The following is an 18,733-nucleotide window of genomic DNA, read 5'->3' on the forward strand; positions in this document are numbered from 1 at the left end:
CCGAACCGACCGGAGTCATCCCCTTGGCCACTGGTACGGAACCACATCCGAACAGCGGCGGCGTACACACCGGTACGCGCGCCGCGATCTCCGCCCCGCACCTGCGGACCGACCGCTGGTGGCTGGCGCCCGCCGTCACCGCGGCCGGTCTGTTCGCGTTCGTCGTCTACTCGACGTGGCGGGCCTTCTCGAACGCGCACTACTACTCGGCGCCGTACGTCTCGCCGTTCTACTCGCCGTGTCTGGCCGAGAACTGCAAGGTCATGCCGTCCGGCCCGAACGCCGACCTCTTCGGCAGCTGGTGGGCGGTCTCCCCGGCGATCATCATCCTGATCTTCCCGCTGGGCTTCCGGCTGACCTGCTACTACTACCGCAAGGCGTACTACCGCAGCTTCTGGGCGTCCCCGCCCGCCTGCGCGGTGGCCGAGCCGCACGCGAAGTACACCGGCGAGACCCGCTTCCCGCTGATCCTGCAGAACGTCCACCGGTACTTCTTCTACTTCGCCCTGCTGGTCGCCGGCGTGCTGACCTACGACACGGTCCTGTCGTTCCGGGACACGCACGAGAACTGGGGCCACATGGGCCTCGGCACCCTGGTCTTCCTGGTGAACATCGTGCTGATCTGGGCGTACACGCTGTCCTGCCACTCCTGCCGGCACATCGTCGGCGGCAAGCTCAAGCACTTCTCCAAACACCCCGTGCGCTACAAGGCCTGGCAGTTCGTGGGCAAGCTCAACGCCCGCCACATGCAGCTCGCCTGGGCGTCGTTGGTGAGCGTGGCGCTCGCCGACTTCTACGTCTACCTGCTCGCGTCCGGTGTCTTCGACGATCCGAGGTTTTTCTGATGCCCGTGGTGGACCGGCAGGAGTGGGACGTCGTCGTGATCGGGGCCGGCGGCGCGGGCCTGCGGGCCGCGATCGAGGCACGGGAGCGCGGCGCCCGTACGGCGGTGATCTGCAAGTCGCTGTTCGGCAAGGCGCACACGGTGATGGCCGAGGGCGGCATCGCGGCGGCCATGGCCAACGTCAACGAGCACGACAACTGGCAGGTGCACTTCCGCGACACCCTGCGCGGCGGCAAGTTCCTCAACCAGTGGCGGATGGCCGAGCTGCACGCCAAGGAGGCCCCGGACCGGGTCTGGGAGCTGGAGACCTGGGGCGCCCTCTTCGACCGCACCAAGGACGGGAAGATCTCCCAGCGCAACTTCGGCGGCCACGAGTACCCGCGCCTCGCGCACGTGGGCGACCGCACGGGGCTCGAACTGATCCGGACCCTCCAGCAGAAGATCGTCTCGCTCCAGCAGGAGGACAAGAAGGAGACCGGCGACTACGAGTCCCGGCTCAAGGTCTTCCAGGAGTGCACGGTCACCCGGATCCTCAAGGACGGCAACCGGGTGTCGGGCGTCTTCGCGTACGAGCGGGAGACCGGCCGTTTCTTCGTCCTGGAGGCGCCCTCCGTCGTCATCGCGACCGGGGGCATCGGCAAGTCGTTCAAGGTGACGTCGAACTCGTGGGAGTACACGGGTGACGGGCACGCGCTCGCCCTGCTGGCCGGGGCGCCCCTGCTGAACATGGAGTTCGTGCAGTTCCACCCGACCGGCATGGTCTGGCCGCCGTCGGTGAAGGGGATCCTGGTCACCGAGTCGGTGCGCGGCGACGGCGGGGTGCTCAGGAACTCCGAGGGCAAGCGGTTCATGTTCGACTACGTCCCGGACGTCTTCAAGGAGAAGTACGCCGAGTCGGAGGAGGAGGGCGACCGCTGGTACGAGGACCCGGACCACAACCGGCGTCCCCCGGAGCTGCTCCCCCGCGACGAGGTGGCCCGCGCGATCAACTCCGAGGTGAAGGCGGGCCGCGGCTCCCCGCACGGCGGGGTCTTCCTGGACGTGTCGACCCGGATGCCGGCCGAGGTGATCCGGCGCCGGCTGCCGTCCATGTACCACCAGTTCAAGGAGCTGGCGGACGTCGACATCACGGCGGAGGCGATGGAGGTCGGGCCGACCTGCCACTACGTGATGGGCGGGGTCGCCGTCGACTCCGACACGGCCGCCGCCCGCGGGGTGCCGGGGCTGTTCGCGGCCGGTGAGGTGGCCGGCGGCATGCACGGCTCCAACCGGCTCGGCGGCAACTCGCTCTCCGACCTGCTGGTGTTCGGGCGCCGGGCGGGCTGGCACGCGGCCGACCACGCGGCCGACCAGGACGAGCGGCCGGAAGTGGACGACGAGCAGATCGACGCGGCGGCGGCCGAGGCGCTGCGGCCCTTCTCCGCGGAGGGCCAGGAACCGGACTCCGGCCCGCCGGAGAACCCGTACACCCTGCACCAGGCGCTCCAGCAGTCCATGAACGACCTGGTCGGCATCATCCGCCGGGAGGGCGAGATGGAGCAGGCCCTGGAGAAGCTCGCCGAGCTGCGGGTGCGGGCGCGCCGGGCCGGGGTGGAGGGGCACCGGCAGTTCAACCCGGGCTGGCACCTCGCCCTGGACCTCAGGAACATGCTGCTGGTCAGCGAGTGCGTGGCCCGCGCCGCGCTGGAGCGCACCGAGTCGCGCGGCGGCCACACCCGCGAGGACCACCCGGTCATGGACCGCCGGTGGCGCCCCGTCAACCTGCTCTGCCGGCTGGCCGACCCCACCGGCGGGCTCGCCGCCACCGACCCGGAGCGCGGCCAGATCGACCTCACCCGTGAGACCACCGACCCCGTCCGAGCCGACCTGCTCGCCCTCTTCGAGAAGGAGGAGCTGGTCAAGTACCTCGCCGAAGAGGAGCTGTACGAATGAGCGGCTACACGGCCCACTTCCGGGTGTGGCGGGGCGACGTCGAGGGCGGCGGCCTGGAGGACTTCAAGGTCGAGGTGAACGACGGCGAGGTGGTCCTCGACATCATCCACCGCATCCAGGCCACCCAGGCCGCCGACCTGGCCGTCCGCTGGAACTGCAAGGCGGGCAAGTGCGGTTCGTGCTCGGCGGAGATCAACGGCCGCCCGCGCCTGATGTGCATGACCCGGATGTCCGTCTTCGAACCGGACGAGACCATCACGGTCACCCCGCTGCGCGCCTTCCCGGTGATCCGCGATCTCGTCACGGACGTCGGCTTCAACTACCAGAAGGCCAGGGAGGTCCCGTCCTTCGTACCGCCGGACGGCCTCGGCCCCGGCGAGTACCGCATGTACCAGGAGGACGTGGACCGCTCGCAGGAGTTCCGCAAGTGCATCGAGTGCTTCCTGTGCCAGGACACCTGCCATGTCGTCCGTGACCACGAGGAGAACAAGCCGGCCTTCGCCGGGCCGCGGTTCCTCATGCGGGTCGCCGAACTGGACATGCACCCGCTGGACGCGGCGGACGCCTCCGGCCTGGACCGCAAGCGCACGGCCCAGGACGAACACGGCCTCGGCTACTGCAACATCACCAAGTGCTGCACGGAGGTCTGCCCGGAGGGCATCCACATCACGGACAACGCCCTGATCCCCCTGAAGGAGCGGGCCGTCGACCGCAAGTACGACCCGCTGGTGTGGCTCGGCTCGAAGATCAGGAGGCGCCCCGCAGGAGGCTGAGCACCTGCCGCAGGTTGGACTCGGCGATGTCCCGCATCGGCTCGCGCTCCGGGAAGTCGCCGTCCAGCAGCCGCAGGGGGCCCGCGACGAGGTTGAGGTGCATCGCCAGCCGGTACAGCGCCATGCGGTCCTCGTCCAGGTCGGCGGTGCGCAGCACGTCGTAGGCGGGCCCGAAGCGGAGCTGGAGGAAGGCGTGCTCCCATTCGGCGTCGAAGTACATCAGGCCTTCGATGTCGATGAGCGCGGGATCGCCCTCCTCGGTCACCAGGACGTGGTCCGGGCCGAGTTCGCCGTGCACGAGGGAGGCGTGGTCGCGCGGTTCGACCGCGTCGTACAGCTCGTGCACGCGCTCGGCCAGCGCCTGCCGTGCCTCGCGCACCCGGTGGTCCCGCTCGGCCACCTCCGCGATGTCGCGCATCGCGCGGTCCGCGACGACCTGTTCGCAGGAGCTGCCGAGCGGCTTCCCGCCCTCCTCCACCAGGGCGGCCTTGCCGTACCCGGCGGAGACGTGCTCGCGGAGCACGCCGAGCGTCCCCGCCAGCCGGGCCAGCGGCACCCTCGCGGCGCCCGGGTCGCTGCGCAGCAGCAGCTCCAGGCTGCCGCCGCGGACGTCCTCGACGACGGCGGCGAAGGAGGACAGGTGCTGGGCGTCCTCGTCGGCGAACAGCAGGCGCGGGGTGCGCACGCCGAGTTCGGTCAGCAGGTCGTGGGCGGACAGGAACAGGCCGAGACCCGAGGCGTGTGCGAAGGGGTCGCGGATGTCGGCGTCGGCGGGCCCCCAGTAGTCCTCCTCCGGGGACCAGACGTACGCGATCGCGCTGCGGCCGTTGTCGAGGGCGAGCCGGTAGACGCCTTTCTTGCTCCCTCCGCGCAGCCGGGTGACGGCCGCGGGAGCACGGCCGAGGGCCTCGCGGGAGAGCGACGCGAGGTCGTCACGGGTGAGGTGGGCACGAGCGATGGTCATGGCGTACGGACCCAGTCCTTCCGATAAGAGGTCCAGTCATCCTCGGTGGCGGCGAAGTCGACGTACAGGGCGACGCCGAAGGTAGCGCGATCCGGGTCCGTCCGTGACAGTCCCAGCCGAACCCCGCGCACGGCCGCCGGCACGGTCTCGGCGTGCGCCCAGTGCCCGAACCGGTTCTCGCGGTAGAAGGGCAGCCCCATGAGGAGATCGGTGTCCGCCGGTGTGACCTCCAGCGCGAGGCTCGTCTGCTGCGCGACGTACCCGCCGTACAGGCTCTGCAGGGGCTGCATGGTGTCGTACGACATCACCGCGATCTGGTCCACCCGACGGGCGACCTGCCCGAAATATTCCTGTGACCACCATTTCGGATGCCCGGTGACGGTACCCCAGAAGGAGTGAAAGGCCGGGAGCGGATCGATCTGGTGTGCGGCGACGGAGAGCAGCGGGGTGGCGGGGCGCAGGGCGTCGAGGAGGGCGAGGTAGTTGCGGTCGCCGGAGTGCAGGGGCTCCAGGTCGAAGTGGACCCCGTCGAACCCGGCGCCGACGACCTGCCGGGCGGACGCGACGACGGCGTCCCGCGTCTCCTTCTTCTCCAGGTGCATGGCATCCGGCTTCTCGGGCGCGACCTCGTCCCCGAGCCAGGCCTGCACCCGGACGCCGGGGAGTTTTCGATGCACGGCTGTTATCAGCCAACGGGCCTTGGGATAGGCCGATTTGGGCAGCGTGCCGTTGTGTTCCAGCGGTCCGGCATGGACGTAGAGGTCGCGAATGCCGGTATCCGCGAGCCGGGCGGCGAGGGCGGTGACGTCGGCGTCGGTCCTACGACCGTCGACCCACGCGTGACCGAGCCAGAGGGCGTCCCGGTTCCGGCTGTAGGTACCGGCCTTCGGGTCGCCGGCGTAGTTGATGCGGAGGGCGGTCTCGGCGATGAGGAGGGGGAGCAGCAGCACGAGGAGGACGCGTAGCGTCCATCTGCCGACTTTCGCTTTCCCACCCGCCCGGCCCGTGCGGCTTTCGCGGCCGGGCGGCCCCTGCGCGGGTGGCGGCCCGGGGGTGGGTGGGTTCGGCGGGGGTGTCGGTGTGTGGGCGGCCTGGGGTGGCGCCTGGGTGGGGTTCGGTCTGTCGGTGGTTGCTGGGTCCCTCTCCGGGTTCGGGCTCCGTTCCATGTTCGGTCCCCCTTTTCTCGGTGTCCCCCGGCCGTCTCCGCCCCGGTCGCGAAGCCGACTGGCTGCCCATACGCTCCGAAATGTGACGTCATCCTTGATCCGGGGTCGGCCGAGGCATGCCACGGGGCACATAGCCGTGCGGGTGGGGCATGCGGTGCTGGGCGGGGTGGCCGGGGCGGTCTGGCTGGTGTTGCCGGTGATGACGAGCGTCACTCAAGATCCGGTTCCCGCGGCGGGCGCCGCGACGGTCTCCGCGGCCCAGGCGGCGGACGGGGTGTCGGCGACCGACTACGTCCTGCCGCTCGTCGCCGTGGCGGCGGCCGGCGCACTGGGCGGCTACGGCTACGTACGCCGGACGCGGCGGGCCCGCTCGCGCACCACGCCGGGCATCCTCTCCCCCGCCCCGCCGGCGCCGTCGCCCGCCGATGCCGAACGGCAGGCCCGGGCCTCCCTGGTCCTCGCCGACGACTGCGTCCGCACCAGCCGGGAGGCCCTCGGGTACGTCGCCGGTGCCGCGGCCGCCGTACGGGCCCTGCGGGCGGCCGAGACCGAGCTGACGGCCGCGTTCGCGATATGGCGGCGGTACGAGGAGGGGGTGCCGGAGGACGCCGCCGCCCGGCGTCAGGCGCTGGTGGGCGTGGTCGGGCGGTGCGCGGAGGCGGGACGGCAACTGGACGCGGAGGCGGCGGGGTTCGACGCCGCGTGGGACGCGGGGGATGCGCTGGCCGTGGCCGAGGGGCGGTTCCGGCAGCTGGCGGGGCGGACCGGCGGGGTGACGGCGGCACTGGCCGGGGCGGGTGAGCGGTACGGGGCGGCCGCGGTCGCCTCCGTCGTCGGTCACGTCGAACAGGCCAAGGACCGGCTGGTGTTCGCGACCTCACGGCTCAACCGGGCCCGCCAGGACGCCGATTCGGGCGACGGCGACGGGTTCCGGCGGGGGATACGGGCCGCCGAGGGGGCCGTGGCCCAGGCCGGGGTGCTGCTGGCCGGGGTGGAACGGCTGGCGGAGGAGCTGCGGGCGGCGGCGGGGCTGCTGCCGGCCGCTCTCACGGGCGCCGAGGCGGAGCTGGCGGGGCTGCGGGGGACGGCGCTGCCGCCGCGGCTGGCGCACGCCGATGCGGTGCTGGCCGGAGTGCGGGGAGAGGTGACCGGCGGGCCGTACGACTCGCTGGACGCCCTGCGCCGGGTCGTGCGGGCGGTGGAGGCGACGGGGGGCGGGCGGTCCGGGGTGATCTCGGCGGGGGCGGACCTGGTGGCGCGCAGTGCGCTGGGGGCGGCGGAGGACTTCGTGGGGACGCACCGGGCGGCGGTGGGGGCGGAGGCGCGGGCGCTGCTGGCCGCGGCGGGGCGGGCTGCGCCCGCGGACGCCGACAGGCTGGCGCGGCGGGCGCGGGAGCTGGCGGAGCGGGATGTGCGGGCGCACGGGAACCCGTTCACCGGGGAGGGCGCCGCGCACGGGAGCGGGGTGGCCGGGGCGGTGCTCGGGGGTGTGCTGCTGGGTGAGGAGGGGGACGGGGGGCCGGTGGTGGCCTTCGGGGGGCCGGAGAGTCGGGGTCGCTTGGGCTGACGCCCACGGGGGTGCCACGACCGGCCGCCGGGCGACTGCGGATGCGTCGTGGCTGGTCGCGCAGTTCCCCGCGCCCCTGAAGGGGCGCTCGCGCAACCCCCTGCTTTCAGGGGCGCGGGGAACTGCGCGACCGGCCCCCACGGCGCCGCACTGTGACCACGCGCCTTCTCAGAACAGGCTGAGCAACGCCTCCGCAGGGTCCGTCAGGCCCGTCTCCCCGTCCGGTAGCGGGAGTTCGAACCACACCGTCTTGCCACGCGGCGTCCGGCGTGAGCCCCACGCCGCGCTGAGCAGGCCGACCAGCTGCAGTCCGCGCCCGCCCTCGTCGGTGTCCCGCGCCCGGCGGCGCCTCGGCTGGACCAGGCCGGAGTCCCAGACCTCGCAGACCAGGGTCCGGTCGAGGAGGAGGCGAAGCCTTATCTCGCCCTCGCCGTACCGCAGCGCGTTGGTGACCAGTTCGCTGACCAGGAGCTCCGTCGTGTCGACCAGCGGCTCCAGGTCCCACGTGAGCAGCTGGCCGCGTGCGTACTCGCGGGCGCGGCCCACGCTGCGCGGCTCGCGCGGCAGCGTCCAGTCGCCGACCGACTCGGCCGGCAGGCCCTGTACACGTGCCATCAGCAGCGCGATGTCGTCCTCGCCGTGGTGCGTGTCGAGGGTGTTGAGGACGTGGTCGCAGACGTCCTCCAGGGGCTGTGCGGGGTCCGTGAGGGCACCCACGAAGGCCTGGAGGCCCTCGTCGAGGGGATGGTCGCGGGACTCGACCAGGCCGTCGGTGTAGAGCGCCAGCAGCGCGCCCTCGGGGAGTTCGACCTCGACCTCCTCGAAGGGCTCGCCGCCGACGCCGAGCGGCATGCCGGGCGGCACGTCGAGCATCAGGGCGGCCTCGCCCGGTTCCACGAGGACCGGTGGCAGATGGCCGGCGTTGGCGAACGTACAGCGCCTGGTGACGGAGTCGTAGACGGCGTACACACAGGTGGCGAGGTAGACCTCGGAGAGGTCGGCGTCGCGGGGCTGGCGGGCCGTGCGGGTGGCCTGCTGGACCCCGCCGGGGGTGCCGAGGCCGCGGGCGATCTCGTCCAGCGCGGAGAGCACCTCGGCCGGTTCGAGGTCGAGCAGGGCCAGCGTGCGGACCGCGGTGCGGAGTTCACCCATCGCGACCGCCGCGCGTAGACCCCGGCCCATGACGTCCCCCACCACCAGCGCCGTGCGGTGGCCGGGGAGTTCTATGACGTCGAACCAGTCGCCGCCGACCTCGGTGGCCGCGTTGCCCGGCAGGTAGCGGCAGGCGATGTCGAGCCCCGAGGCCTCGGGGTCGCCGGGCGGGAGCAGGGACCGCTGCAGTATCAACGCGCGTTCGTGCTCGCGCCGGTAGAGGCGGGCGTTGTCGATGCAGACGGCGGCGCGGGCGGCCAGCTCCACGGCGAGGTCCCGGTCACGGTCGCCGAACGGCTCGCTGCCCTTGGTGCGGGCGAACTGGGCGAGGCCGACGACCGTGTCGTGGGCGACCATCGGCACGGCCAGCGTGGACTGGACGAGGCCGCCCTCCGCCGCCGGCACGTGCTGCGGGCGTGCGGTGCGCAGGGCGTCCGCGCACGGGGAGTTGAAGGGGTAGTGGTGGACCGCGCCGACCGCCACCGGCACGCCGCCGCCCACGAAGGGGGCGTCGGAGACCGCGCTGGCGAAGGCGACCCGGCGCAGTTCGGCGCTGCCGTCGGCGAGTCCGGGCGGGGTCTCGTCGCCGGCCAGCAGCCCCTGGTAGAGGTCGACGGTGGCGAGGTCGCAGAAGCCGGGGACGACCACGTCGAGGAGTTCGCGGGCGGTGGTCTCCAGGTCGAGGGAGTTGCCGATGCGGGCACCGGCCTCGTTGAGGAGGGCGAGGTTGCGCCGGGCGGCGGCGGCCTCGCGGGCGGCGGCGCGGCGGGCGGTGATGTCCAGGCCGAGCCAGGCGATGCCGATGGGGCGGCCGGTGCCGCTGTGCACCCGGTAGAGGTTGATGGACCAGTGCCGGCGTTCCTCGGAGCCCGGCACGAAGCCCGTGACGTGCATGTCGGTGATGGAGTTGCCGGTCTCCAGGACCCGGCGCAGGGTGGCCGCCACCCGCTCGGCCTCGGAGCGCGGGAGGTAGTCGTGGACGCCCTTGCCGCGGTGGTCGTCGGGGCTGCCGCCGAAGATGGAGGAGAACCGCACGTTGGCGCGGCGGATCCGCAGGTCGGTGTCGATCAGCAGGAAGCCGAACGGAGATTGACCGAATATCGACTGCGAGGCCGCGAGGTCGGTCTCGATGCTGCGCAGGGTGCGGACGTCGACCACGATGCACACGGCCGCGTTCTCGCCCTCGGCGGTGCGGGTGGGCATGACGTAGACCTCGGCGATGCCCTCCTCGCCGCGCTCGCCGTCCGCCGCGCCGGGCATCCGGAACGGGACCACGCCGGTCCACTCCCGCCCGTCCAGGATCTCGGCCATCTTCCGCTGGCCGCGCTCGCGCAGGTCCGGGTCGACGAACGCCTCGATGGGGTCCATGCCGACGGCGCGCTCGGCGGGGATGCCGAAGATCTGCTCGGCGCGCAGGCTCCACTGGTCCACCAGGCCGCCGGCGCCGATGGAGAACGAGGCGACCTTGATGTAGTCGTAGATCGAGCCGGGCGGGCTGCTCTGCCACATGGCGTCGCCAGGGGCCGCGGCTGTCACCGCGGTCCCCGCCCTCGCGCCGTCCGACGGGTCCTCGGACTCCGTGGCCTTAGCTGGTATCTCGCTCACGCGAACCGTCCCCTCCAGCTCACCGCGTCCGGCACCGGTCACCGGGTGCGGCTGCCCGCAGTATCCAGCACTACGGCGCCGCCTGACACGGTGTTCACGATCACAGCACGGTCCCGACGATTTCCGGACCGGACCGTGACAACACTTCCAGTCTTCTAACCAGGGAACACGCCGTCGAATCACGTACTCCGGCACGTGTTGATCGGCCACTCCCGCGGGTGGACGCCGTAGCACTGCGTGTACACCCCGTTCACCCCGTTCACCCTGGTACGGCGAGCTCGAACCAGACCGTCTTGCCGTTGTCTCCCGGACGGGTGCCCCAGCTGCGCGAGGAGCCCGCGACCAGCTGGAGGCCGCGGCCGCTCTCGTCGTCGGGGCTGGCGGCGCGCTCGCGCGGCGGGTCCGGGAGCGGGTCGGAGACCTCGACGCGCAGGGTGTCGCGGGGTTCCGGGGGGCGGACGAGGCGTACGCCGATGGGGCCGGTGGCATGCCGCAGCGAGTTGGTGACCAACTCGCTGACCAGCAGGGCGGCGAGGTCGGCGAGGCCGTCCAGGCCCCAGCCGCGCAATTGGTCTCGGACCGCGGTCCGGGCGGTGCGCACGGCGCCCGGTTCCGCGGGAAAGGTCCACTCGACGGTGTCACCTTCGGTGTCGATCACACCGATCACTTCCCAGTCGCTTCCCCTGGCTGCGAGTCCGGCACTGTCCGGTTTCGTGGGGTTAATGGGCACATACCCGATTACCGGGGGGCAGTACCGCGGCAGAGGGCGCACTGTGGTGCGAACGGCTTACGCCGGGGGGGGCCGTGCGCCTAGGAGCTCGGGGGGTGCGGTTGTCGGGCGGGTGCGGCGTCATGGGGGCTTGTCGCGCAGTTCCCCGCGCCCCTGGAGGAGGCGGGGCTTCGCCCCTGCCCCCTCCAACCTGCCATCGCGGCCGCCTCACGCACCGCGGGCACGTCCTGGTCCAGCCAGTTCACGTCCCAGATCTCCTCCGGCGCCAGCCATCTCAGCCCGTCGTGGTCCTGAAGGGGCTTGGGCCGGGGGGAGCCGGGGTGGAGGCGGGCGGTCCACACCTGGAGGACGTACGGCTCGCGCAGCGGCCACTCCCCCGGCACCCGTGTCAGCGTCTCCGCCTCGACGCCCAACTCCTCGTGCAGCTCGCGGACGAGGGCGTGCTCGGGGGTCTCGCCCGGCTCGACCTTGCCGCCGGGCAGCTCCCAGCGGCCGGCCAGCTCCGGGGGTGCGCTGCGGCGGGCCGCGAGGAGGCGGCCCGCGTCGAGCAGGGCGGCTCCGACCACCACGATCCGTTCGCTCATGGGCCGGAGCCTACGGGAGGCTCAGTTACGGGTGCCGCCGTCCCCGTTGCCGTTGCTGTGGCCGATGCGCTCGACCCAGTAGAGCTGCTTGTGCCCGCGGTCGTCGAGACTGTCGGCGATCTTCTGCGCCTCGGCCCGGGTCGCGTACCGGCCGACGCGGTAGCGATTGCCGTTGTCGTCCTGCCGTATGACGAGCCAGGGGAGAGAGACCGTGCCTTCCGTCATCGCGCCCCTCCGCATCTCCCGGCTCCCGTCCATCCCCGCCCCGCTAAGGAAACCGCACTCCGCATATGCCCGAGCGTACGCCTAACCTTTACGCAGCGAATACGCCTTTTCACAAAGAGGTACGCAACCAGCCAGAACGGTGGGGGCGCACGACAACGAATGCGCCGTTCGCGCGCCCCGCACTTCGGGTCGCGGGCATGGCGAGGGCAGCCGGGCCACCTGGGAGAACGGCCGGATCCCAACGGCGGGCCCGGGTCCGGACCCAGATCGTGAAGGCGTCAACCATCGCAAGGGTGTGCGCTACTTCACGAAGAGGTGGTACGCCCGCTACCGCACCGGCAGATGGTAGGAGGCCCGGTAGCGGTCGGCCGGGATGACGACGTCGGCGGTCTCCACCGGGCGGCCGGAGGCGTAGTACGTCCGCTGGATCACCAGGACGACATGGCCGGGGACCCCGCCCAGGGTGAGCAGTTCCTCGGCGAGGCCGGGGCGGGCGCCGACCTCCTCCGTCACGTTGTCCACGACGACGTCGATGGCGCGCATCCGCTCGACCACGCCCATCCCGCCGAGCGGGCCCTCCTCGGGCAGCATCACGGGGGTGCGGCCGGTGACGGCCAGGGGCTCCCAGGAGGTGGAGAGCATCATCGGCTCGCCCGCGTCCCGGAACAGGTACCGGGTGCACATCACACGGTCGCCGACGTGGATGCCGAGCCGGTCGGCGATCGCGGCGCCCGCCCCGGTCTGCTCGCTGCTGGACTCCCAGGTGCCGCGCGCCGCCGCGTCGGACTGCTCCTGCCGGAACGGGGTGGCGCCGCCGGCCGGGCGGTACCCGGAGCGGGCCACCCGCCGGGGCACGGGCCGCTCGCGCACATAGGTCCCGGAGCCGGACCGGCCCTCGACCAGCCCCTCGGCCATCAGCACCTTGCGGGCCTCCAGGGCCACCGTGTCCGAGACGCCGTACTCCTCGCGGATGCGGGCCTGCGAGGGCAGCCGGGTGTGGGGCGGCAGCGAACCGTCGACGATCTTCTTGCGGAGATCACCCGCGACACGCAGATACGCCGGCTGCTCACCGAAAGTCACTGGCCGCTCCCATCAGGTTGTACAGACAGCAACAGCGTGGCAACCGTGGGTTGAGCCGTGCAAGCAAAGGCCAGAGAATCACTCGATGTGATGACATGTGGCCCGGGGATGCTTTACGCAGGCACTTTCTCCCCGCTATAGCCGCGATCACACCTCCACGCCGGAGCCACTTCCTCCGCTGCCGGAGCCGCCGCCCCCGTCGTCGTACGAGGGCGGGGTCGTGGCGAGGCCCAGAGCCTTGCGGGCGGTGACGGCCCGCTTCGGGTCGAGCAGTGCCGAACCCTTGTCGTAATGGGCGTAGTACGTGTCCGCGTCCGTGGCCTGCGCGGCCTTCGCCCACTCCGCCTTCGCCCGGTCGAGGTCCGCGACCAGGTCGTGCACCGGCTGCTTCGCGTCCGGGGCCCAGTCGTGCGCGCGCAGCAGCGCGGTCTGCTTGCCGAGGGCCGTGGTCACCCGGTCCGCCCACTGCCGGTAGCCGGGCAGGTCGTCCTCGACGTACTCGGCCTCGGGGACGGTGCCGAGGGCGGTGTTGAGGACGTGCGCGGCACCGAGGTAGGCGATCTGGTCGGCGTCCAGCACGCTCTCGTCGTTGCGCAGCGAGCCGGTCAGGGTTTTGCCCTCGGTCGTGCTGCCGAAGACGCAGGCCACCTCCCGGTCGCCGTACCCCCAACTGTCCTCGCTGGGCGTGAAGTAGTACACGTCGACGTCGCCGGGGACCGCCCAGCCGTCCATCGCGTAGCCGTCCTCCAGGGCGTAGCAGCGCCGGTCGGCGGAGTCGCCGACGCTGTCGTCGCCGGGGTAGTCCGAGCCCTTGAGCCTGTAGGTGGCGAAGACCTCGCCGTCGTGCGCCTTCGCGCAGTCCACGACGTCGACGTCGGAGACCAGGTCGCCGGTGAGCGTGCCGTCGGGGGTGTCGAAGCAGTCGCCGGTGGCGAGGGAGAGGCTGGAGCTGCCGCTCGCGCCCTCCTTGACGCCCTCCCAGAAATCCGCCGCCCCGCCGGTGGCCAGCACCAGCACCCACAGCGCCAGCCCGAGTCCGGAGAGCACCGACCCGGTCACCGCCATCGCCCTGCCGCGCTCCCCGCGCCTGCGGATCTGCCCCAGCCCGACCAGCCCCAGCACCAGCCCCACCCCCGGCAGGCAGCACAGCAGCCCGAGCACGAGGGAGGCGATGGCGAGCCCGTTGACGGGCGGCTGCGGGACGTAGGAGCCGTAGCCCTGCCCCCAGGGCTGGTACGCCCCCGGGTACGGCGGCTGCTGCCCGTACGCCGCCTGCGGGTACTGCGGCAGGCCCGACTGGGGCGGTGGGTAGGGCCCTTGTGGCTGGTGGGGGCCGGGGGGCGGAGGTATGGACACCGGTACCGTGCTCCTGAGGGGGCGTCGGGCCGCGCGGAAACGGACGACTGAACTGACGTACGACTGCGCGCATCGTAAGCGCGCCGTGAACGGGGGCGGAATGAGGGTGGGGAAGGCGGCCGTGCGCGGTGATAGCGCCGACCGCGCGCCGGGCCTCCTGGCGGACCACCGCCCCTTCGGCTTCCTCGCCCTGCACCGGCACTCCCGGCTCGTCCTTGCGGCGGGCTGGGTCACGGATCCCCTGCCCCTGCCCGAGTACCCCTGGGAGGACGACGAATGAACGAGACCGTCGGCGCCGTCAACGCGCTCACCGCACGCTGGGCGCGGCAGACCAGACAGGGCACGGTCTTCTCGGCCGCCGGTGTCTGGCCGCTGCTGGCCCTCCTCGCCGACGGTGCCGCCGGCCCGGCCCGGGACGAGCTGACCCGGGCCGTGGGCAGGCAAGCCGATCAAGCTGCCGCCGGTGCACGGGAGTTACTCACGGGGCTCGACTCGATGCCGGGCGTCGGCGCGGCTCTGGGGCTGTGGACCGACGGGGCGCTGGAGCTGCGCGGGCCGTGGGCGGCGGGGCTGCCGGCCGACGCGCACGGGGTGCTCGGCGCCGATCCCGCGGCCTCCCGGGAGGCGCTGGACGCGTGGGCGGCGAAGCGCACGGAGGGGCTGGTCGAGCGGCTGCCGGTCCAGTTGGCCGAGGGCGCCCGGATGGTGCTGGCGACCGCGCTGGCGCTGCGCACGGACTGGCAGCACCCGTTCCGGGAGACGGTGCTGCGGCCCGGCGCCGGGCCCTGGCAGGGGCGGGACCTGGCCGGACTGCACCGCAGCAGTGTCCGGCCGGACCGGATCGGGGTGGCCGCCGGGCCGGACGGGACCGTCACCACGGTGAAGATCCTCGGCGACAACGGTCTCGACGTGCATCTGGTGCTCGGCGCGGAGGGGATGGCTCCGGGGCAGGTGCTGCACACCGGCATCGGCGTCCTGGAGCGGGCCCTGCCGGTGACGACCGGCGGACAGCTCCCCTACGGGCCCGCCGGGCCGGGTGTGGTCGTGGAGCGGCAGCCGTCGGTCGAGCCGGACCCGGTCCGGCTCGATGTGACCACCCCGGGCTTCACGGTCCGCGCCAACCACGATCTGCTCCAGCTCCACGGGCTGTTCGGACTCACCACGGCCGCGGACGCCCGCGAGGGGCACTTCCCCGGGATCTGCGCCGCGCCACTGGCCATCGGGGCGGCCGGGCAGTCCGCGGTCGCGGAGTTCGGGCCGCTGGGCTTCCGGGCCGCCGCGGTCACCGCCGTGGTGGCGGCGCCGGGCGGCGAGCCGCCGCGGTACCGGCACGAGTCGACGGTGGTGCGGGCCGCCTTCGACCGGCCGTTCGGCTTTCTCGCCGTGCACCGGGAGACGCGGCTGGTGCTGGCGGCGGGGTGGGTGACGGAGCCGGCGGTCGTGGGCGAGCCGTAGGGGCCGCGATGCGCCGTCGTCCGTCTGCGGCTGCGTGGGGGTTGCTCGCGCAGTTCCCCGCGCCCCTGAAGGGGCTCGTGCAGCCCCCTGTTTTTCAGGGGCGCGGGGAACTGCGCGGCCGGCCCCCGCGCGCCCGCGGACGGACGACGGCGCACCCCGCGGAGCGCCTAGTCGAAGTCCGTGGCCCGCGTGCGCTTCTCCCAGGCGGCGATGTCGGAGCGTACGACGTCCAGTTGGGTCAGTACGGCGGTCACCGCGTCGTCGCCCAGGGGGAGGTGCAGCGGGGTCTCCTCGGCGTCCAGGGCGGCCAGGATCAGGGCGGCCGCCTTGGCCGGGTCGCCGGGCTGGCTGCCGTCGCCGCCCTCGACGAAGCCGCGGGTCTCGGCGACCTTGGCGTAGACGCCGGTGTCGGAGCTGGCCCCGGCCCGGCTCGTGTCGAAGAGCGCGGTGCGGAAGGCGCCCGGCTCCACGATCAGCACCTTGATCCCGAACTCCTTCACCTCGTCGGCGAGCCCCTCGGACATGCCCTCCAGCGCGAACTTGGTGCCGCTGTAGGCGGAGAAGCCGGCGAAGGACATCTGCCCGCCCATGCTGCTCATCTGGACGACGGCTCCCGAGCGCCGCGCGCGCAGGTGCGGCAGCACCGCCCGGACCAGCGCGGCCGGGCCGAACACGTGCAGGTCGAAGAGGTCGCGCAGTTCGGCGTCGGTGGTCTCCTCGAAGGCGCCGACGTGCGTGCGGCCCGCGTTGTTGACCAGGACGTCGATCCGGCCGTGGCGGGCGATCACGTCCTGCACGGCCGGCCCGATCGCCGCCGTGTCCGTGACGTCCAGGCGGACCGGGTCCACCCGGCCGGGGTGGGCGGCGGCCAGCTCCGCCAGTGCCTCGGGGCGCCGGGCCGCCCCGACCACGGTGTCGCCCGCGGCGAGCGCGGCCTCGGCGAGCGCCCGGCCGAAGCCGCTGCTCGCGCCGGTGATGAGCCAGATCCTCGACATGTCCCGTCTCCTTGCCGCTCTCCGCTGCCGGTACAGCCAACCAGCCTCATCCGTAAGGGAGTTCGCGTCCAATGGGTTTCCGCGGCGGGTTCACCTCACCGGCGTACGCCGGGCACCTCGGCAGCCGTACCGTGAAGACCGTGCGGCCCGGTTCGCTGCTGGCCTCGGCGGAGCCGCCGTGGGCGGCGGAGACGGCGGCGACGATGGCGAGGCCGAGGCCGCTGCTGCCGGTGGCGCGGGAGCGGGAGGCGTCGCCGCGGGCGAAGCGTTCGAAGATGCGGGGCAGCAGGTCGGGCGGGATGCCGGGCCCGTCGTCGGCGACCCGGATCAGCGCCTGGTCGTCGGTGGTCCGGACGGTGACGGTGACCTTGGTACCGGGCGGGGTGTGGGTGCGGGCGTTGGCGAGGAGGTTGGCGACGACCTGGTGGAGGCGGTCCGGGTCGCCCTCGACCAGCACCAGGTTGCCCGGCATCAGGAACTCCCAGCGGTGGCCGGGTCCGGCCGCACGGGCGTCGGCCACCGCCTCGGCGAGCAGCGGACCGAGCCCGACCTCCTCGCGGGCCAGCGGGCGGCCGGTGTCCAGGCGGGCGAGGAGCAGCAGGTCCTCGACGAGGGTGCGCATCCGCCCGATGCCGGACTCCATGCGGCCCAGCGCGTACTCGGCCTGCGGGGCCGCCTGCTTCGGGGCCCGCCGCACCAGCTGGAGGTGTCCCGCGACGGAGGCGAGCGGGGTGCGCAGCTCGTGGCCGGCGTCGGCGAGGAAGTCCCGCATGCGCAGTTCGGTGGCGTAGCGGTCGGCGAGGGCGTTCTCGACGTGGCCGAGGAGCCGGTTGACGGCCTCGGCGAGCCGGCCGGTCTCGGTGGCGGGGTCGGCGTCCGGCACCCGTTCCAGGGCGCGGACCGCGCCGTGTCCGAGGGGTTCGCGGGAGATGCGGGTGGCGGTGGCGGCGACGCGCTGCAGGGGCCGTAGCTGACGGCCGATCACGGTGGCGGCGATCAGCGCGGCGACGGCGAGGGCGGCGGCCGCGATCGCCGACTCGACGGCCAGCAGCCGGCCGAGCATCCGGTCCACCGGCCGGACCGACAGCGCGGTGACGACGGTGATCTCGGTGTTCCGGGTGTCGGCGCGGACGGCCTTGACCCGGTAGGTGCCGCGGCCGGGCAGGTCCAGGGTGTGGTGATGGCCGTCGGCCTCGACGGTGGCGAGGAGCCGCCGCTGCCCCGCGGTCGGGGCGGTCAGCTCGCCGGAGCGGGTCACGACCGCCGCGTGCCGGACGGTGCCCGAGCCGTGCCGGCCGGCCACGGAGACGCCGATGGTGCCCGCCGGGACCCCGAACGCCCTGAGGTAGGGCAGTCCGCTGGTCGGGGCGCCGATCTGGCCGCGGGCGGCCGACGAGTGCTCGGCGAGGGCGTCGAGGCGCTGGTCCAGTCCGGTCATCAGGTAGGTCCGCATGGTCAGCCCGGTGATGGCGATGATCACGACGGAGAGCGCGGCCAGCAGCAGGCTGCTGGAGAGGATCATCCGGGAGCGCAGGCTCCGCGGGCGGCGCGGGCCGCGTCTCATCGCTTCGCTTCGGCGGGCTTCATCAGGTAGCCGACGCCACGCACGGTGTGGATGAGGACGGAACGGTCGCGCTCGATCTTGCGGCGCAGGTAGCTGACGTAGCTCTCGACGATGCTCAGGTGGCGGTCGGCCTCGCCGGCCCAGACGTTGTCGAGGAGTTCGGCCCGGCCGAGGACCCGGCCGGTGTGCCGCATCAGGTAGCGCAGCAGCTCGAACTCGCGGGCGGTGAGCCGGACCGGGGTGCCGGCCCGGTGCACCTGCCGGGTCTCCTCGTCGAGGGTCAGGTCGTCGACGACGAGCAGCGAGGCGTCCGGCCGCAACGCGTCGCAGCGGCGCAGCAGGGCGCGCAGCCGGACCACGACCTCGTCGAGGTCGAACGGCTTGGGCACGTAGTCGTCGGCGCCCGCGCACAGGCCGGCGACCCGGTCCTCGACGCTCTCCCGGGCGGTCAGGAACAGCACGGGGAGGTCCGGGCGGTAGGCCCGGAGGCGCCGCAGCACCTCCAGGCCCTCCAGGTCGGGCAGTCCGCGGTCCAGGACGACCGCGTCGGGCCGGAAGCCGCGGGCCGCCCGCACCGCCGTCGCGCCGTCCGGCGCCGGCTCGGTCCGCCAGCCCTCGGCCCGCAGCACGGTCACCAGCAGGTCGGTCAGGTCCTTCTCGTCGTCCACGACCAGGATCCGTGGGGTACCGGTGGATAACTTCATGGCCGGTGACCGTCCACCTCCCGGCCGTGGACGGCGT

The 18,733-nt window shown here is 73.1% G+C and carries 17 protein-coding genes; 6 read left to right on the top strand and 11 right to left on the bottom strand.

Translation table 11 applies throughout. The features are described from left to right. Positions 1-23 precede the first annotated feature (23 nt). From ACFZB3_RS33595 to ACFZB3_RS33605, 3 genes are read left to right on the top strand one after another with little or no spacing between them, the layout of a single operon-like run. Entirely contained in the window at positions 24-845 is an 822-nt protein-coding gene (locus ACFZB3_RS33595) for a hypothetical protein (RefSeq protein ID WP_391382093.1), read from the top strand. After that, on the top strand, positions 845-2,776 hold the full coding sequence (locus ACFZB3_RS33600; RefSeq protein ID WP_391382095.1) for a fumarate reductase/succinate dehydrogenase flavoprotein subunit: 1,932 nt from the start codon (positions 845-847) through the stop codon (positions 2,774-2,776). The genes ACFZB3_RS33595 and ACFZB3_RS33600 overlap by 1 nt, the downstream gene beginning before the upstream one ends. Beyond that, complete coding sequence (locus ACFZB3_RS33605) at positions 2,773-3,549, top strand: succinate dehydrogenase/fumarate reductase iron-sulfur subunit (protein ID WP_391382097.1); 777 nt, start codon at positions 2,773-2,775, stop codon at positions 3,547-3,549. The genes ACFZB3_RS33600 and ACFZB3_RS33605 overlap by 4 nt, the downstream gene beginning before the upstream one ends. Here the strand turns inward: ACFZB3_RS33605 and ACFZB3_RS33610 are convergent. Both ACFZB3_RS33610 and ACFZB3_RS33615 read right to left on the bottom strand, forming a co-directional pair. Further along, positions 3,524-4,513 carry a phosphotransferase family protein gene (locus tag ACFZB3_RS33610; protein ID WP_391382099.1) on the bottom strand — a complete coding sequence of 330 codons (990 nt, stop codon included), beginning with the start codon at positions 4,511-4,513 and terminating at the stop codon, positions 3,524-3,526. The genes ACFZB3_RS33605 and ACFZB3_RS33610 overlap by 26 nt on opposite strands. Beyond that, the gene (locus ACFZB3_RS33615; RefSeq protein ID WP_391382100.1) at positions 4,510-5,679 is read right to left on the bottom strand and encodes a hypothetical protein; all 1,170 of its coding nucleotides are present in this window, start codon (positions 5,677-5,679) and stop codon (positions 4,510-4,512) included. The genes ACFZB3_RS33610 and ACFZB3_RS33615 overlap by 4 nt, the downstream gene beginning before the upstream one ends. 82 nt (positions 5,680-5,761) lie before the next feature. Here ACFZB3_RS33615 and ACFZB3_RS33620 point away from each other — a divergent pair, with 82 nt between their 5' ends. Further along, entirely contained in the window at positions 5,762-7,246 is a 1,485-nt protein-coding gene (locus ACFZB3_RS33620; protein WP_391382102.1) for a hypothetical protein, read from the top strand. A 168-nt stretch (positions 7,247-7,414) separates the two neighbouring features. On the opposite strand, the gene ACFZB3_RS33625 is transcribed toward ACFZB3_RS33620, so the two are convergent. The 6 genes from ACFZB3_RS33625 to ACFZB3_RS33650 all read right to left on the bottom strand — a co-directional run bounded on the left by ACFZB3_RS33625 (position 7,415) and on the right by ACFZB3_RS33650 (position 13,978). Next, positions 7,415-10,003 (bottom strand): SpoIIE family protein phosphatase, encoded by a 2,589-nt coding sequence (locus ACFZB3_RS33625; protein ID WP_391382105.1) that lies wholly within the window; start codon positions 10,001-10,003, stop codon positions 7,415-7,417. A 259-nt stretch (positions 10,004-10,262) separates the two neighbouring features. Then, on the bottom strand, positions 10,263-10,733 hold the full coding sequence (locus ACFZB3_RS33630) for an ATP-binding protein (protein WP_391382107.1): 471 nt from the start codon (positions 10,731-10,733) through the stop codon (positions 10,263-10,265). 80 nt (positions 10,734-10,813) lie between these two features. Further along, positions 10,814-11,317 (bottom strand): NUDIX domain-containing protein, encoded by a 504-nt coding sequence (locus ACFZB3_RS33635; protein WP_391382110.1) that lies wholly within the window; start codon positions 11,315-11,317, stop codon positions 10,814-10,816. Positions 11,318-11,338: 21 nt separating this feature from the next. Next, positions 11,339-11,542, bottom strand: coding sequence for an SPOR domain-containing protein (locus tag ACFZB3_RS33640; RefSeq protein ID WP_351711233.1), 204 nt, complete (start codon positions 11,540-11,542; stop codon positions 11,339-11,341). A gap of 327 nt (positions 11,543-11,869) precedes the next feature. Beyond that, positions 11,870-12,622 carry a GntR family transcriptional regulator gene (locus ACFZB3_RS33645; protein WP_294005575.1) on the bottom strand — a complete coding sequence of 251 codons (753 nt, stop codon included), beginning with the start codon at positions 12,620-12,622 and terminating at the stop codon, positions 11,870-11,872. Positions 12,623-12,769: 147 nt separating this feature from the next. Next, positions 12,770-13,978 carry a DUF4190 domain-containing protein gene (locus ACFZB3_RS33650; protein ID WP_391382113.1) on the bottom strand — a complete coding sequence of 403 codons (1,209 nt, stop codon included), beginning with the start codon at positions 13,976-13,978 and terminating at the stop codon, positions 12,770-12,772. A 121-nt stretch (positions 13,979-14,099) separates the two neighbouring features. On the opposite strand from ACFZB3_RS33650, the gene ACFZB3_RS33655 reads away from it, so the two are divergent. Together ACFZB3_RS33655 and ACFZB3_RS33660 are read left to right on the top strand one after the other, a co-directional pair. Then, a complete protein-coding gene (locus tag ACFZB3_RS33655) occupies positions 14,100-14,258 on the top strand; it encodes a hypothetical protein (RefSeq protein ID WP_391382115.1) in 159 nt (52 codons plus the stop codon). Further along, a complete protein-coding gene (locus ACFZB3_RS33660) occupies positions 14,255-15,433 on the top strand; it encodes a serpin family protein (protein WP_391382117.1) in 1,179 nt (392 codons plus the stop codon). Before ACFZB3_RS33655 ends, ACFZB3_RS33660 begins: the two co-directional genes overlap by 4 nt. Positions 15,434-15,600: 167 nt before the next feature. On the opposite strand, the gene ACFZB3_RS33665 is transcribed toward ACFZB3_RS33660, so the two are convergent. Genes ACFZB3_RS33665 through ACFZB3_RS33675 form a run of 3 tightly spaced genes read right to left on the bottom strand, consistent with a single transcriptional unit; the run spans position 15,601 to position 18,696 of the window. Then, positions 15,601-16,428, bottom strand: a complete 828-nt coding sequence (locus ACFZB3_RS33665; RefSeq protein WP_391382119.1) for an oxidoreductase — start codon at positions 16,426-16,428, stop codon at positions 15,601-15,603. Positions 16,429-16,474: 46 nt separating this feature from the next. Continuing rightward, positions 16,475-17,992 (bottom strand): ATP-binding protein, encoded by a 1,518-nt coding sequence (locus ACFZB3_RS33670; protein WP_391382121.1) that lies wholly within the window; start codon positions 17,990-17,992, stop codon positions 16,475-16,477. Further along, on the bottom strand, positions 17,989-18,696 hold the full coding sequence (locus ACFZB3_RS33675; protein ID WP_391382123.1) for a response regulator: 708 nt from the start codon (positions 18,694-18,696) through the stop codon (positions 17,989-17,991). Before ACFZB3_RS33675 ends, ACFZB3_RS33670 begins: the two co-directional genes overlap by 4 nt. Between the last annotated feature and the right edge of the window lie 37 nt (positions 18,697-18,733).

The sequence above is a fragment of the Streptomyces sp. NPDC008092 genome (assembly GCF_042957285.1).
In the GTDB taxonomy this organism is placed as follows: domain Bacteria; phylum Actinomycetota; class Actinomycetes; order Streptomycetales; family Streptomycetaceae; genus Streptomyces.

Bases quoted from the DNA above. Each gene is read 5' to 3' on its own strand.
- ACFZB3_RS33600 (WP_391382095.1), top strand. From the start codon at position 845: ATGCCCGTGGTGGACCGGCAGGAGTGGGACGTCGTCGTGATCGGGGCC.
- ACFZB3_RS33605 (WP_391382097.1), top strand. From the start codon at position 2,773: ATGAGCGGCTACACGGCCCACTTCCGGGTGTGGCGGGGCGACGTCGAG.
- ACFZB3_RS33610 (WP_391382099.1), bottom strand. From the start codon at position 4,513: ATGACCATCGCTCGTGCCCACCTCACCCGTGACGACCTCGCGTCGCTC.
- ACFZB3_RS33615 (WP_391382100.1), bottom strand. From the start codon at position 5,679: ATGGAACGGAGCCCGAACCCGGAGAGGGACCCAGCAACCACCGACAGA.
- ACFZB3_RS33635 (WP_391382110.1), bottom strand. From the start codon at position 11,317: ATGAGCGAACGGATCGTGGTGGTCGGAGCCGCCCTGCTCGACGCGGGC.
- ACFZB3_RS33640 (WP_351711233.1), bottom strand. From the start codon at position 11,542: ATGACGGAAGGCACGGTCTCTCTCCCCTGGCTCGTCATACGGCAGGAC.
- ACFZB3_RS33660 (WP_391382117.1), top strand. From the start codon at position 14,255: ATGAACGAGACCGTCGGCGCCGTCAACGCGCTCACCGCACGCTGGGCG.
- ACFZB3_RS33665 (WP_391382119.1), bottom strand. From the start codon at position 16,428: ATGTCGAGGATCTGGCTCATCACCGGCGCGAGCAGCGGCTTCGGCCGG.
- ACFZB3_RS33670 (WP_391382121.1), bottom strand. From the start codon at position 17,992: ATGAGACGCGGCCCGCGCCGCCCGCGGAGCCTGCGCTCCCGGATGATC.
- ACFZB3_RS33675 (WP_391382123.1), bottom strand. From the start codon at position 18,696: ATGAAGTTATCCACCGGTACCCCACGGATCCTGGTCGTGGACGACGAG.